General features: G+C 41.7%; 12 protein-coding genes and 1 tRNA gene. 8 read left to right on the plus strand and 5 right to left on the minus strand.

The window, feature by feature from the left end; translation table 11 throughout:
- Positions 1-104: 104 nt before the first annotated feature.
- Both B0I21_RS10880 and B0I21_RS10885 read left to right on the plus strand, forming a co-directional pair.
- A complete protein-coding gene (locus B0I21_RS10880; RefSeq protein WP_133640507.1) occupies positions 105-1,349 on the plus strand; it encodes a sulfate adenylyltransferase subunit 1 in 1,245 nt (414 codons plus the stop codon).
- A 1,121-nt stretch (positions 1,350-2,470) separates the two neighbouring features.
- Positions 2,471-2,558: transfer RNA gene (locus B0I21_RS10885), tRNA-Ser, on the plus strand.
- Positions 2,559-3,237: 679 nt separating this feature from the next.
- Here the strand turns inward: B0I21_RS10885 and B0I21_RS10890 are convergent.
- Complete coding sequence (locus tag B0I21_RS10890; RefSeq protein WP_133640508.1) at positions 3,238-4,236, minus strand: aldo/keto reductase; 999 nt, start codon at positions 4,234-4,236, stop codon at positions 3,238-3,240.
- A gap of 311 nt (positions 4,237-4,547) precedes the next feature.
- Here B0I21_RS10890 and B0I21_RS10895 point away from each other — a divergent pair, with 311 nt between their 5' ends.
- Positions 4,548-5,462, plus strand: a complete 915-nt coding sequence (locus B0I21_RS10895; RefSeq protein WP_133640509.1) for a LysR family transcriptional regulator — start codon at positions 4,548-4,550, stop codon at positions 5,460-5,462.
- 146 nt (positions 5,463-5,608) lie between these two features.
- On the opposite strand, the gene B0I21_RS10900 is transcribed toward B0I21_RS10895, so the two are convergent.
- The 4 genes from B0I21_RS10900 to B0I21_RS10915 all read right to left on the minus strand — a co-directional run bounded on the left by B0I21_RS10900 (position 5,609) and on the right by B0I21_RS10915 (position 9,089).
- Complete coding sequence (locus tag B0I21_RS10900; RefSeq protein ID WP_133640510.1) at positions 5,609-6,091, minus strand: hypothetical protein; 483 nt, start codon at positions 6,089-6,091, stop codon at positions 5,609-5,611.
- Between the two features lie 697 nt (positions 6,092-6,788).
- Positions 6,789-8,042 (minus strand): type II toxin-antitoxin system HipA family toxin, encoded by a 1,254-nt coding sequence (locus B0I21_RS10905; protein ID WP_133640511.1) that lies wholly within the window; start codon positions 8,040-8,042, stop codon positions 6,789-6,791.
- 3 nt (positions 8,043-8,045) lie between these two features.
- The gene (locus B0I21_RS10910) at positions 8,046-8,336 is read right to left on the minus strand and encodes a helix-turn-helix transcriptional regulator (RefSeq protein WP_133640512.1); all 291 of its coding nucleotides are present in this window, start codon (positions 8,334-8,336) and stop codon (positions 8,046-8,048) included.
- A 297-nt stretch (positions 8,337-8,633) separates the two neighbouring features.
- Entirely contained in the window at positions 8,634-9,089 is a 456-nt protein-coding gene (locus B0I21_RS10915) for a DUF1963 domain-containing protein (RefSeq protein ID WP_133640513.1), read from the minus strand.
- Between the two features lie 362 nt (positions 9,090-9,451).
- Between B0I21_RS10915 and B0I21_RS10920 the strand changes: the two genes are divergently transcribed.
- The 5 genes from B0I21_RS10920 to coaA are packed head-to-tail and all read left to right on the plus strand — an operon-like array spanning position 9,452 to position 13,595.
- Positions 9,452-10,501: a patatin-like phospholipase family protein gene (locus tag B0I21_RS10920; RefSeq protein WP_133640514.1), complete on the plus strand. Its 1,050-nt coding sequence runs from the start codon at positions 9,452-9,454 to the stop codon at positions 10,499-10,501.
- A gap of 55 nt (positions 10,502-10,556) precedes the next feature.
- Positions 10,557-11,789 (plus strand): nucleoside recognition domain-containing protein, encoded by a 1,233-nt coding sequence (locus B0I21_RS10925; protein ID WP_133640515.1) that lies wholly within the window; start codon positions 10,557-10,559, stop codon positions 11,787-11,789.
- A gap of 18 nt (positions 11,790-11,807) precedes the next feature.
- A complete protein-coding gene (locus tag B0I21_RS10930; RefSeq protein WP_133640516.1) occupies positions 11,808-12,182 on the plus strand; it encodes a methylglyoxal synthase in 375 nt (124 codons plus the stop codon).
- A 4-nt stretch (positions 12,183-12,186) separates the two neighbouring features.
- Positions 12,187-12,588, plus strand: a complete 402-nt coding sequence (locus tag B0I21_RS10935; protein ID WP_133640517.1) for an OsmC family protein — start codon at positions 12,187-12,189, stop codon at positions 12,586-12,588.
- Positions 12,589-12,647: 59 nt separating this feature from the next.
- The gene (coaA, locus tag B0I21_RS10940) at positions 12,648-13,595 is read left to right on the plus strand and encodes a type I pantothenate kinase (protein WP_133640518.1); all 948 of its coding nucleotides are present in this window, start codon (positions 12,648-12,650) and stop codon (positions 13,593-13,595) included.
- Position 13,596: the final 1 nt, after the last annotated feature.

Here is a 13,596-nt window from a genome sequence, read left to right on the forward strand (position 1 = left end):
AAATCACTATCACTTAAATAATACGATCTAAATACTATAATCTAAGTACTATCATGCAAGCACTACGATCTAAGTACTATAATCTAAATACTATAATCTAAAAGATGAACATACTAAAGTTTATAACAGCAGGCTCAGTCGATGACGGAAAGAGTACATTAATAGGTCGCTTGCTATACGATACAAATTCGATTTTGGATGATCAGCTGGAGGCGATCAAAAAAGCGAACAGAAAGAATAATGACGGCACGGTGGATCTTGCGATACTGACAGATGGCCTAAAGGCAGAACGGGAGCAAGGGATCACGATTGATGTGGCTTATAAATATTTCCAAACGGAAAAGCGGAAGTTTATTATTGCGGATGCGCCAGGCCATATCCAGTACACACGAAATATGGTTACGGGAGCATCTAATTCTGAGCTGATCATTATTCTTATCGATGCGCGAAAAGGTGTTATCGAGCAAACCAAACGCCACTCTTTTCTCGCGCAACTGCTCTCGTTGAAGAAAGTGCTCGTATGCGTCAATAAGATGGATATGGTAGACTATGAACAAGCAGTGTACGAAAATATCAAAACGGATTATCTTGCATTAGCGGATCGGTTAGGCTTAGAAAATGTAGATTTTTTACCGGTTTCGGCCTTAAAAGGCGATAACATTGTGTCGCCATCGGAGAACATGAGCTGGTATAACGGCGACTCTTTGCTGGCCTATCTGGAAAATATAGAACTAGAGGGAAACAAGGAGCAGCCTTGGCGCTTTCCTGTACAGTGGGTTGTTCGTCCGCAAACGGATGAATTGCATGATTACCGGGGCTATGCGGGCCGCGTGTTAGGAGAGGGGCTGACAGTCGGCGAGGAAGTGATCGTGCTTCCTAATGGTGCTAAATCTGTCGTTAAAGCCATAGAACTCGCGGGAGCTCATCTCGAATCCGCGCAAGACGGGCAATCTATTATTGTCCATCTGGAAGATGATGTAGACATTTCGCGGGGCGACTTTATCGTGCCGGCCAGTCGTCCGGCATCGACCGAAAGAAATGTAGAGGCAAAGTTATGTTGGTTTGATAGCAAACCGCTAGACGATGGACAGGTTTACCTGTTGCAAAACCATAGTCACCTCACGAAAATTAAAATTACTGACGTGCATTATAAATATGATGTCAATAGCCAAGAAAAGTTGTATGGCGAAGAAATTAAGCTGAATGATATCGGCAAAGTGAGCCTGAAAGCAGCTAGCGATCTTGTTTTTGATACGCATAAAGATTTTCCGGAAAACTCTCGCGCCATTCTTATCGATCCGCGAAGCAATCTAACGGTCGCCGCATTGATGATTGAAGATGTAGCTTAACATTATTTTTTAGATACGTATAGAAAGACTTCCGCTGTGAAGTCTTTTTTAGTTTACACGGTAGCGATCTTGCTTGTTTTAAGAGCCGATCTTAGCTATTAATATTAAGCATCCTTTGCTTTTTAGCAGAGTTTTACGCCCTTTAAAAGTTGAGCAATCACAATTTTCAATAGATAGGTAATGCTTTCTTACGTATATAAGCCTTATGGATCTTAATTCATTTCAAGTGCACGTATAGTTATACGTTTTATGGATGCAACTAAATATACCGGAACATTTAAGTGCGTTTGTAATAGTTGTGGTTTTAAAGGGTGCTATTGAATAGCACGACTTTATAATCGCATAGTTCAATTTACCCATTTATTGATCCAGCACGCTTATTTGGTTTTTAATAATGGAATCATTAAGCGGTTCATTTCTTCAGTATATGCGTGCAAATCAAGCAGCACAGTGCACTTAGAAAGTAACGAGAACTATACGGGAAGGGAAGAATCAAAATATTCTATTTAACATAATATAAATTATATTCGAATTTGCTTGTTTGATATTGGCTGAGATTTTGTGGTTTATTGTTATGAAATCGGACTCTTCAGTTTGTTAGCTAGAAATCTTGAGATACGGTTAGCAGGTTAATAGCTTATGCAGCATGCATACATCACTTGATGCTATCTATGCACTCATAAATAAAACGGCGGAGCGGTCACGGTCAGTGACGCTGAAAGCTTTGACTTCCCCGTAATTATTTTAAATGATGAATGGACCAATTTTCTAAACAAATTATGGAAGGCCGCTACAGAATTTGCTCTTTTAGTCGAAGAGATGCTTAAAGATAAGTTGTATGATGTGTTTGTTGAGGAAAAATATGGAACCTATCTCCGAAATATAGACTCGATGATTGAGCATGCGTATTACCACTTAGGGCAAATAGTATTGTTAAAGAAGTATTTTGTCTAATCTTTCTAACGAGTTATTACATCGGTTCCGGCCTGCCCTTTTGTTTAAATCTGCTTAGCATTAAGCAAAAGTTTCATTCTTGCAATGTTTGCGGAGCGCACGAAATCGGAAAAAAGATAAAATATTGAATTTATATATATATTTCTTTTATATTTGCACACCGAAACGGAGAGGTGTCAGAGTGGTCGAATGAGCAGACCTGGAAAGTCTGTATACGGGATAACTGTATCGAGGGTTCGAATCCCTCCCTCTCCGCAAGAAGCTTCAATCCAAGATTGAGGCTTTTTTTATGGCTAGCGTCTAGCATTTGATCGCTGAGGGATGAGAACCCTCGGGTTCGATCCGAAGGAGGTTTAGGGCAATGTCTGGGGCTGTGCGGCTAAACCAATCCCTCCCTCTCCGCCAATAAAATTCTTCATCAGATGAGGGATTTTTTATTTAAAGCAGATAGGGTTCGAACAGAAGGGTTTGGAGGGTTCGATCCGAAGGAGGTTTAGGGCAGTGTCTGGGGTTGAGCGGCTAAACAATCCCTCCCTCTCCGCAGAAAGCTTCAATCCAAGATTGAGGCTTTTTTTATGACTAGAGTCTAGCATTTGATCGCTGAGGGATGAGAACCCTCGGGTTCGATCCGAAGGAGGTTTAGGGCAATGTCTGGGGCTGTGCGGCTAAACCAATCCCTCCCTCTCCGCAGAAAGCTTCAATCCAAGATTGAGGCTTTTTTTATGACTAGCGTCTAGCATTTGATTGCTGAGGGATGAGAACCCTCGGGTTCGATCCGAAGGAGGTTTAGGGCAATGTCTGGGGCTGTGCGGCTAAACCAATCCCTCCCTCTCCGCAGAAAGCTTCCATCCAAGATTGAGGCTTTTTTTTATGGTGACTGTTTTACAGGTTGATCGCTGAGGGATGAGAACCCTCGGGTTCGATCCGAATTGAACTATCGTTCGCCAACCCAGTGAGGATAAATCAGCTTTTGTTTTGTTATTGCGTCAAGTTGTGTAAGGTGCGTGGAGGACAAATTCCAACCAATGGCATCCAAATTTTGTATCAACTGCTGCTCATTTCGGGCGCCTATCACAATATTCGAAATCGTATCTTGTTGCAAAAGCCAATTGATGGCAACCTGCGAAACGGTCTTGCCCGTTTCGGTGGCTATCTGTTCCAAACTATCTACAACCATAAATAGATATTCATCGTCAATAGGTGGAGAACCAACCGCTCCACCTGATTGTATTCGTCCCTCTACGGGTGGTTGGTTACGCTTTATTTTTCCGGTCAGCCTGCCCCAGCCGAGCGGGCTCCACACCATTAAACCCATATTTTGGTCTTTTATCAATGGCATTAATTCCTGTTCATAATCTCTCCCGATTAAAGAATAGTACCCTTGAAAGATGACATATTTTTCAAAGTTGTACTTTTCGGAAACGGACAAAGATTTCATCAATTGCCAAGCTGCAAAGTTCGAACAGCCTATGTATCTTATCTTTCCACTAGCCACCAAATTATCTAATGTTCGCAAAGTTTCCTCAACTGGCGTGTGGCTGTCAAAACCATGCATAAAGTACACATCGATGTAATCCGTACCTAAACGCTTCAAACTATCATGTACGGCATTTTGGATGTGGAAGCGTGACGAACCTCTTTCGTTTGGTCCATCGCCCATGGTGTATGTGCCTTTTGTAGAAATAATTGTTTTCTCACGTCTTCCTTTTAATGCCGCTCCCAGCACTTCTTCAGAAGCACCTTGCGAGTACACATTTGCGGTGTCAAAGAAATTGACTCCCCTATCTAAGCAGATGTCAATCAACCGTGCCGCTTCTTTTACATCAGTTTGGCCCCAACGCTGAAAGAACTCATTTGTACCACCGAATGTACCTGTACCTAAACTTAAAACAGGAACTCGCAATCCTGAATTGCCTAATCGTCTGTATTCCATACTATATTTTATTTTTCCTTAAAGGTTTGATAAACTCCAGTCCTGTAACGTTTATTACCTACTCCGCCAGTTATCAAAAAGCACCTTATGCTCTTATATCATCTATGTTATCGCTATTTATTACTAAGTCCGGAAATGGCAAACACGCTGCTTTTTTATATTTTCGAGGAGAGCCCCTTCATAGCCTATTGCCACGGTAAGAATGATGTTATTTTTACACGATTCATGAAGCTATGACTACAAATTTCCCGGATTTCTTTTTATAATGGAAATAACTTAAATTATACATTTGTATCATAAAAATAATAGTTATGCATTGGAACTTAGAATGGCTTAGAACTTTCAGAGCTATATACGAGAGCGGCACGTTGTCTGCCGCAGCGCAGGCATTGTTTATTTCACAACCCGGTGTAAGTCTGCATCTTAATTCATTAGAAGCCTTTGCAGGATATAAATTGTTTGACCGTGCGCCACGGAAAATGGTTCCAACCGAGAAAGGTAAAATACTTTACAACGCTATTCTCGAGCCGCTTCAAAAATTAGAAAGTGCTGAGCAGCATTTTCATCGTCGTTCACATCCTGAGCGAGCAACCATCTGCGTGGGGATGTGCTTCGAAACATTCCAATACACTTTAGAGGAACACGTAGCAAGTTTGCCTTTCAACTTGATCCTTAAATTTGGCTTGTACCCGCAAATGCAGGCCGATTTAGATAGTGGCTTGTTAGATATGATCGTTACCCCTCAGAAGGGCAATCAACAAAACCTGCATTATGAACCATTTTCGAAGGAAACCATTATACTGATTACCGGAAGTACTACGGATACATCAGAACTAATGCCCATGCTCCATGCGGGAGCGATGAACCAGGCAAAGGAGTTCTTGAAGCGGCAGCTATGGTATAGCACGGCGGGTGATATGGAACAGTTGAAAAACTTTTGGTCAAGGAATTTCCATGAGCATCCCGACTTTAGCCCTAACTATATTGTGCCCAACATCAGTTCCATCATCCGTTGTCTAAGCAATAATCAAGGATTCGCGGTGGTGCCTGATTTCCTTTGCGCTGAGGCACTTGCTGACGGAAAGGTCAATTTGGTATGGGAAGGAAACACCCCTTGGCAAAACACCCTCTACTTTGGTACGAGGAAAAACACCCTTTACGAAAAAGAGTTAGCAGGATTAAAAACGCTATTCGAAGAAAGGTGGAAATGCAATAACGATATTTAGTAATTAACTAAATAAGCAGTTGCTACTATAGTCGAAGTGTTTTAAATAAATACATTTATTTTTGATAAGCAAAATAAAAGCTCTCCTGACAAGAGAGAGCTTTTATACCAAATGAATACCGTATATTATTTATACAGTATTACATATTACCATTCTATTTTACTTCTTTTCTTAGTAACGGTAGATTCCTTCCTAGAGAAATAATAAAAGTCCTGACCAATCCTTTCTTCATCAATATCAAATCGTGGAGTTGAAATTTTCAATCTATCTCCTTCTATTACGTAAGTCAATTCTTGGTATTCGGGTATAAATTTTTCAGTGTCCACTGTGTATGTGATAGACAGCGTAGTATCACTATAAGAAAAATTAAAGGCTTGTTTATTCAAATTGCTAATTTGCATATCTCCTACTCCATTTTTCTTAAAAATATAGACAGGTATTCTATTATTGAATGTTTCATGGTCGAGCGTTATTAACACATTACTTTCCCGATTCGCCGTTACCTTGCTTATAACTCCCAACTCCCAGCTCCCAATTATCGGGTCGTCTTTTGCTGGTTTAGGATCTTCATTTTTCGAACAGGATATAAACCCTATAATCGTAGTAAGAAGTAGTAAAGTTCTAATCATTTTGAATTTATTGTAATGAGCAAATATATAAATCCCAGACAAAAAAAGGAGCAACATTTCTGTTAATCCTTTTAAATTAATGTAGTATACATGTCCAAACGACCTGCAGTCCGGCTACGCTCTCCATCAACCGATTTGCACCTTATTCTTAACTGTCTTTATGGGTGAAGTATATATGTGGGATCTAGCGCATTAAAATTGATCCTAGCATGCTAGATTGTAGGGATAGCATCATTTCCTCAACGAAGGAAATGCTTTCAATCAAATTAATTTTTTCCATATAGTAACTTGGATAGTAGCCTCCAATCATCTTTAGTAAATACTGTATGAATGCTATCACGGATATTTGCGCAGAAGTCTATATATGATTTGTCTGCATTAAGGTTGATTTGTATTTCGCAGTGTTCAATGATACCTTTTGAAAACTCCCCGTTCGTATATGCCTGAATAATTTTTGCAATCGTTTCTTTGTTTGCTCTTAATCTCATATCAGCTAATAGACCGTCATAGCCGCTTTTAGATTTAGCTTTAACATTTTTTAAATAATTCAAAATAAAGAGAAAATAAAAAACCTAAACACTCCTAAGACCGAAAAGGGCTAATTGCAGAATTTGCTACGTAGCAAAAGTGTACTATTATTTTATAATCTTCTGCAGTTTAATTATGTATGGCAAATTGGCATTTGTATATTTGACACTTAGTATACGCTAAATGCTCCCCTCATGAGCTCACGTTCGCTGCGCGATATACCTATTGTATCCGCCACCTTTTCCCACCCGATAACGCTTTTTGATACCTCGCTAATGATTTGCTCCATCTGCGCTCCATTAAGCCTGAAAAAGACTCCAACACTTTTTGCCAATTCAAAATCCAATGCATTATTGTCCATATCGATATTAAGCGCCAACCCATCTTTGTCAACAGATGGGTTTAAGTCATACGCGGGAGATAAAATCCACCCTTCATCCGCTAAAATAAATCCGTGATTTCTCAGGTGGTCATCGGTATTGGAAATAGCAATGTTGAAAACAATTCTGCGCCATAATTGATGCAAGTTTGCCTCTATATTGACTCCGTGATTACTGATAAATTCGGCTATATCCACATAGCTTGCTACGTTATCACGTATAGTATCTTCATTGTTACCCGTCATCGTCATAGCGGATGAAAAATGGATGCGTTCTCCCTTGTCTCTATCGAATCGCCGGGTGAAAAATGTGTGATATTTACCTTCTACTTTTTCTATCCTGCAAGGACTCATTATAACACCAGCATCAATGGCCAACTTGTAGGCCAGATATTCCCAAGCGCCTTTATCAATAGTATCGCTCTTCGAGGGAAATTTTGCTATCCATAAGCTCCCCTCCTCGTCCAACACGTTCGCTTTTGGCCTTGCTCCACCCAACGAAGAACCGGGAGCTATTAAAATAGCAAGCCATTTTCTTACGGTTTCACTATCTTCATCTTTTTCCAGACTGTCCACAGCAGATTGCAGTTCGGGAACAGAAGACCAAGGAGGTGTCGGCATAGCACTATTATTATCCAGAAATGGGCCATCGGGATCAGTCTTAAAACGTAATGCTCCCATACGACTTTCGTCATATACGCCTAATAAATAGTCTATGTCATATAGAGTCGGCGTCTTTTCACCCCGCTCTTTGGCCTGTTGGGCAGCCCGCCTTCTCATAAGTGTACGTCCCCAAGTATCAGGCATACTATCCATGAAAACTCCAAAATTTTCTTTATTGTTTGGAAACTGCGTACCGGTGTAGAACTGTATATCGGGGTCCAAAAGCTGCTGCTGCTCAGACTTTATCCAGTTTTTATTGTACTCAAAGCTAAAGGCTTTCTTCCCCTTTCCGAAATGGGCAGAAAGCGTGCCTATAGGTTTGGCTTCACCCATGCCTTTCCACTGTGCATAGACATAGATATCGAACTTATTCTGTACCATTTCTTATGTCAATAAACCTAAGTCCTGTAATTTTCTTCCAAACGCATCATCAGCCCCTAATTTCAATATGTCGTCCTGTAAGCCTAATACCCGGAGCACATTGAAATAGGCTCCTAAAGCTACGCCTGCATCTCCCTTTTCAATCAGATATAAAGTAGATCGAGCTATGTCGGCACGTTCTGCGACCTGCGTAGTAGTCAGCTTACGCCGTTTTCTAGCAAGTTTTAATTGCTCTCCCATCTCTTCCAGCAGTTGATTATATCGAGGGAAAATCGTTTGCTTTCTCTTGTTCATCTTCAAATGATTGTTATTTCATACAAATGTAGATATTCTGATCGAAATAACAATCAAATTTTATTTTTACTTGACTTGCTAACGGATTAGGCTATCTAAAAGGTACTAAGCATTTTCAAACCCCTAGCGCCTACATTTCGGACAGGAAAACGCAATAGGATTCTGCTTTTTCTTATCAATGCTACATAGCGTATTTCGAAGTATAAAGACGCTGTAGTGAACGTGCAATGATTTGAAGGAAGGCTATGCAGCTAGACGCTATTTTGCCGATGCAGATGTCTGCTGCTGTTTTAAGATTTAATAAAAGTCACAATAAAAAATCCATTCGCCAGTTATAGCGTTTTTCGCAAAATACATTGTGCCACTATCTACTATATTTAATCTTGCCTTATCATCTGATGCAATTTGAAATACAAATTCAAAATTGTCTCCAAAATAAACACCTGGTTGACAAAAACTCGGATATCCACCAAGTTTATGTCCATATTGATTTTCGGTTATATCATAATAGCTTTCAATTATTCCAGACCTTTCAAGTTCTAAAATTTCAACTTCCATTTCACGAGTTAAGCCGCCGCCGTCCCAAACAGGATAATCGTCCCTGGTAGGCTGAGGTCGTAAAGGGAATGGCTTCAAAAGGTAAACTTTTCCAATCCAACTTTCAGTGCTGGTATATTCAGGCTTAAAACCACCTGTTTCAAATACTGTAGCTTTTTTAACGATTTTTTGTTTGATTTTGTCTACTTCTTGCATTGTTGTCAGTCGGTATTAGAAAATAGCAGATCACTACTTTTTTAACTGGAGCTTGCTTCGTCACGCTATCTGTAGCATTCTGCATAGTAAAAAGTGTGGTAAATATACGTAGAGGTTGTTATAAAAGTTAATATTCCTGTTTAGGTTGGCTAATAGTTGGGGGCGGTCCAACGGAACTTTAGGACAGTACGCTGCGCTTTTAAAACTTTTTTTAATCCCGCAATATCTCTTGTCTCCTGTTTTTTGTAATTTAGAAACCGGCTTGGCATAGCATAAGGCAGGACGACGTTGTCCCTACTACGCTGCGCTTTGGTTTTAATGGGTTTGATAGCTTCATCATCCTTAACGAACAGCTTATTACGATGAAAAGAATACTTTCCATAGATGGCGGTGGCATACGCGGTATTATCCCCGGCATGTTTCTGGTTGCACTGGAAGATAAGATAAGGCAGGCGACTGGTAATCCGAGCGCGCACTTATCGGACTATTTCGATTTCTTCGCGGGCACAAGCACCGGTGGCATCCTCTTGTCTATCCTGCTCTGCCCAGACCCCGAAAATTCAGGTAAGCCCATATACAGCGCCAAAGATGCGCTGGACATCTACTTGGAACACGGCACAGCCATCTTTGCGGCAAAACCCTGGCGACGATTTCTAAGTCGGTTTGGCCTGTTAAGTGAGCTGTATGATAACACCGTTCTCGAAAAAATATTAGCAGCCTACTTCGGCGATAAAAAGCTGAGCGAACTGCTGAAGCCCTGCATCATCACCGCTTACAACATCGAACTCCGAAAAAACCACCTCTTCCGGCAGCAGAAAGCGATTTCGCACGGCGAATCGCGGGATTTCTATTTGCGGGACGTATGTCGCGCCACATCGGCGGCACCAACGTATTTTTCGGTGGCTGAAATATTTTCGGTGGCAAAGACACGCTATCCATTGGTAGATGGCGGTGTATTCGCCCACAACCCATCGCTCTCAGCGTTGCTCGAAGTAATCAAGAGCTACAACAGCTATAAGATTGACGACATCTGGATTCTATCGCTGGGCACGGGCTTATCGAAGATTTCCTATAATTACGAAGACTTCAAGAAAAAAAGAGCAATATCCATCGGACCTGCTTTGGTAGATATAATGAGTAGCAGCTCTGCGGAAAGCACCAATTATTACCTGAAACAGCTCTTCAAATCGGTCGGCAAATCGGAAAATTACATTCGTATAGAACCCACGAACCTCTCCTCTATTGACGCGTCTATGGACGCCGCAACGCCCACCAACATACAAAAGATTATTTCATTAGCAGATAAACTGGTCAGCGAAAATGAGACGCTCATTAATAGCATTGTCGAGGAGATTATCGCAGACAAGCCCGGGAAAAAAGACCGATCGGTGTGGAACTTCCTAAAAAATTAATCTTTGCCACTGCTTTTCCTGCATAAATCTTACATTTACGGCGTAAACTATCAATATGGCTTTAAATTACGTTTGGATCGGCTTCTTTATTATCGCATTTATTGTTGCTTTGGTCAAGCTTGTGTTCTTGGGCGATACCGAAATATTTTCTAATCTGATAAACGGCCTATTCGACAGTGCAAAAACCGGCGCAGAATTATCCTTGGGGCTGGTCGGTATCATGACATTCTGGTTGGGTATTATGAAGGTGGGGGAAAAAGCAGGGATGATTTCGTTATTTGCCAAAGGTGTATACCCATTTTTTAGCAAACTGTTTCCCGGCGTTCCCAAAGGGCATCCTGCCAATGGCTCAATCATTATGAACTTCTCTGCAAACATGCTGGGATTAGATAATGCTGCCACGCCCGTAGGGCTTAAAGCCATGAAAGAGCTACAAGAGCTTAACCCAAGCAAGGATACGGCTACCAATGCACAAATTATGTTTTTGGTGCTGAACACGGCAGGCATAACCCTCATACCTACATCCGTTATCGCTTTACGGCTCGCTAGTGGAGCAGCAAACCCCGCAGACATATTTATACCCGCGCTGATCGGTACATTCATCTCCTTTGTTTCTGGAATGATCGCCGTGGCCATCTATCAGCGCATAAACCTGTTTAACTTACCGGTACTTCTGTTTTTAAGTTTCTTTTTGGGGTTGATGTGCTTGTTGTATTTTGGACTGAATGGATTGCCACCCGAACAGATCGAAAAGATCACCGGTTTGATCGGCGGGCTGTTAATTTTTTCCATCATCATCTTGTTTATTGTATTTGGTGCAATCAAGAAAATTAATGTATACGACGCCTTCATTGATGGCGCAAAGGAAGGCTTTAGCACAGCTGTTATGATTATTCCCTTCCTGATCGCTATACTGGTTGCTATTTCCGCATTTCGTACCACCGGTTGTATGGATTACGTGGTGAATGCTATTGGGTATTGCTTTTCGTCGTTGGGCATGGATACGCGATTTGTACCGGCATTGCCCGTGGGGCTGATGAAGACATTGAGCGGTGGTGGTGCGCGAGGCCTGATGGTCGATGTGATGCAAACCTACGGCGTAGACTCTTTTCAGGGACGCTTGGCGAGTATCATCCAAGGATCTTCGGAAACTACATTTTACGTGTTGGCCGTTTACTTCGGATCGGTCGGTATTAAAAATACGCGTTATGCCTTGACCTGTGGATTGATCGCCGATGTGGTCGGGCTTATTGCGGCCGTCGTTTTAGCTTACATTTTTTTCGGTTAATAGCATTAAAAAAATCATATGGATACTACGAAGAGAACCATTGCCTTGATAGCGCATGACGGCAAGAAAGCCGATATGGTGGGTTTTGTCAAAGATCATTTAGAACATTTACGTCGAGCCAATATTATCGCTACAGGCACCACCGGTTCCTATGTTCGCCAAACGGGATTGGAAGTCGAGCTTAAGCTTAGCGGTCCTATGGGAGGCGATGCACAAATAGCGGCATTGGCCGCCGAAGGCAAAGTAGATGCGATTATATTTTTTCGTGACCCGCTTGGCAAGCATGCGCATGAACCAGATATTCAAATGCTGATGCGCATAGCTGATCTGTATAATGTACCGTTAGCGACAAATCCCGGAACAGGAACATTAATTATTGAAGGGTTGATATAAAGGAATGGCAAGGAATATTATTGTAAAAGCTGGCTTAGACCGATACAAAACAGAAATACATGTACAACAGCACCTTCTGCTAGCTGATGAACCGGAAGATGTAGGCGGTACCGATCTGGGGCCTTCTCCTACGGAGCTCTTAATGTCATCCTTGGGCACCTGCAAAGCAATGACCTTGCGGATGTATGCCGATAGAAAGGCTTGGGATCTACAGGAAGTAGAGATCGAAATGTCCATCAGTGAGCAACGCACGGATCTCCAAAAGACCACCTTCATCCACTGCCATATTAAACTCAGCGGATCCTTGGATGATGCGCAACGCAAAAGGCTGCTGACAATTGCTGATAAATGTCCGGTGCACAATATCTTGAAAAACCCTATCGTTATAGAAAGCAATTTAATATAAATGTTACGCTGATATCGCCATTTACATAGTATATTTGCCGTCATTCTAAATATAAACGTATGTCTTCCAGTAATACCAATGCGGTTAGTAGTCCGTTTCAGCTCTTTGAAAGAGCAGAGTGGAAAAGCTTGAATGGGCATTTCTCCTACCATTTAACCCAAGATGATGTAGAAAATCTCCATGCGCTAAACGAACCGCTGAATATCAAGGAAATTGAAGAGATATATTTTCCGCTTGCGCACCTGATCAACATATTTTTAGAACGCGCGAAGGACGCACACGCGGTCGTGAACGGCTTTTTGAACAAACATACCCAACGCCTCCCCTTCGTTATCGGTATTGCCGGATCAGTCGCTGCTGGTAAAAGTACTACAGCCCGCGTGTTGCAGAAGGTTTTGTCTATGCTCCCGGGTAAGCCACACGTAGATCTTGTCACGACGGATGGTTTTTTGTACCCCAATAAGATTTTGAATGAGCGGAGTATGCTAAACAGAAAGGGTTTTCCGGAAAGCTACGATACCAAATTATTGCTCAGCTTTTTGGCGGCCATGAAGTCGGGCGTTGAGGAATTTGAAGTTCCGGTATATTCGCACTTAGCCTATGATATTTTGGAAGATCAGAAACAACGTATTGTTCGCCCCGATATTCTGATCGTGGAAGGAATAAACGTTTTGCAGGTAAACTCTTCCAAGGGCAACAACGTCTTCGTATCCGACTATTTTGACTATTCGATCTACGTGGATGCGGATGAGAAAGATATTATGGATTGGTATATCAGCCGCTTCGAATCGCTTCGGGCGACATCTTTCCAAAATCCGGATTCGTACTTCCACCGTTATGCCGGGATGGACGAAAAAGAGAGTTTAGCCATGGCTAGCAATATTTGGAATGAAATCAACAAGCCCAATTTGCACGAGAACATACTTCCCACACGCTATCGGGCAGACTTAATTTTGGAAAAGGGATCCCATCATTTTGTAAAGCGTATACACGTTCGTAAAACCTAAC

Origin of the sequence: Sphingobacterium paludis (genome assembly GCF_004364125.1) — a bacterium.
Taxonomy (GTDB): Bacteria; Bacteroidota; Bacteroidia; order Sphingobacteriales; family Sphingobacteriaceae; genus Sphingobacterium; species Sphingobacterium paludis.